We start from the raw sequence: 276 nt of genomic DNA, 5'->3' as shown, positions 1-276 counted from the left end.
CTACTGGCAGGAACAGGCCGGCATGAGCGTGGCCGATGTGCGGCGCGAGCTGTACAAGAACTCCGGCCTGCTCGGCGTCTCCGGCCTGTCATCCGATATGCGCGAACTGCTGGCCAGCGATTTGCCGGCGGCGCGCGAAGCCATCGAGCTGTTCTGTTACCGGGTGGCGCGCGAAGTGGCCAGTCTGGCCGCGGCGATGAAAGGCCTGGACGCGCTGGTATTCACCGCCGGCGTGGGCGAGCACTCGCCGGAGGTGCGCGGCCGGGTGCTGCAACA

1 pseudogene is annotated in these 276 nt (G+C 68.5%); it reads left to right on the top strand.

Annotated features, from left to right (window positions below):
• Window positions 1-22: 22 nt before the first annotated feature.
• Window positions 23-276 (top strand): annotated as a pseudogene (locus J2D73_RS20300) (acetate/propionate family kinase); the annotation flags it as partial.

This window comes from Acetobacter sacchari (assembly GCF_017377715.1).
GTDB classification, from domain to species: Bacteria; Pseudomonadota; Alphaproteobacteria; order Acetobacterales; family Acetobacteraceae; genus Acetobacter; species Acetobacter sacchari.
This window is presented reverse-complemented; position numbering and strand designations above follow the sequence as displayed.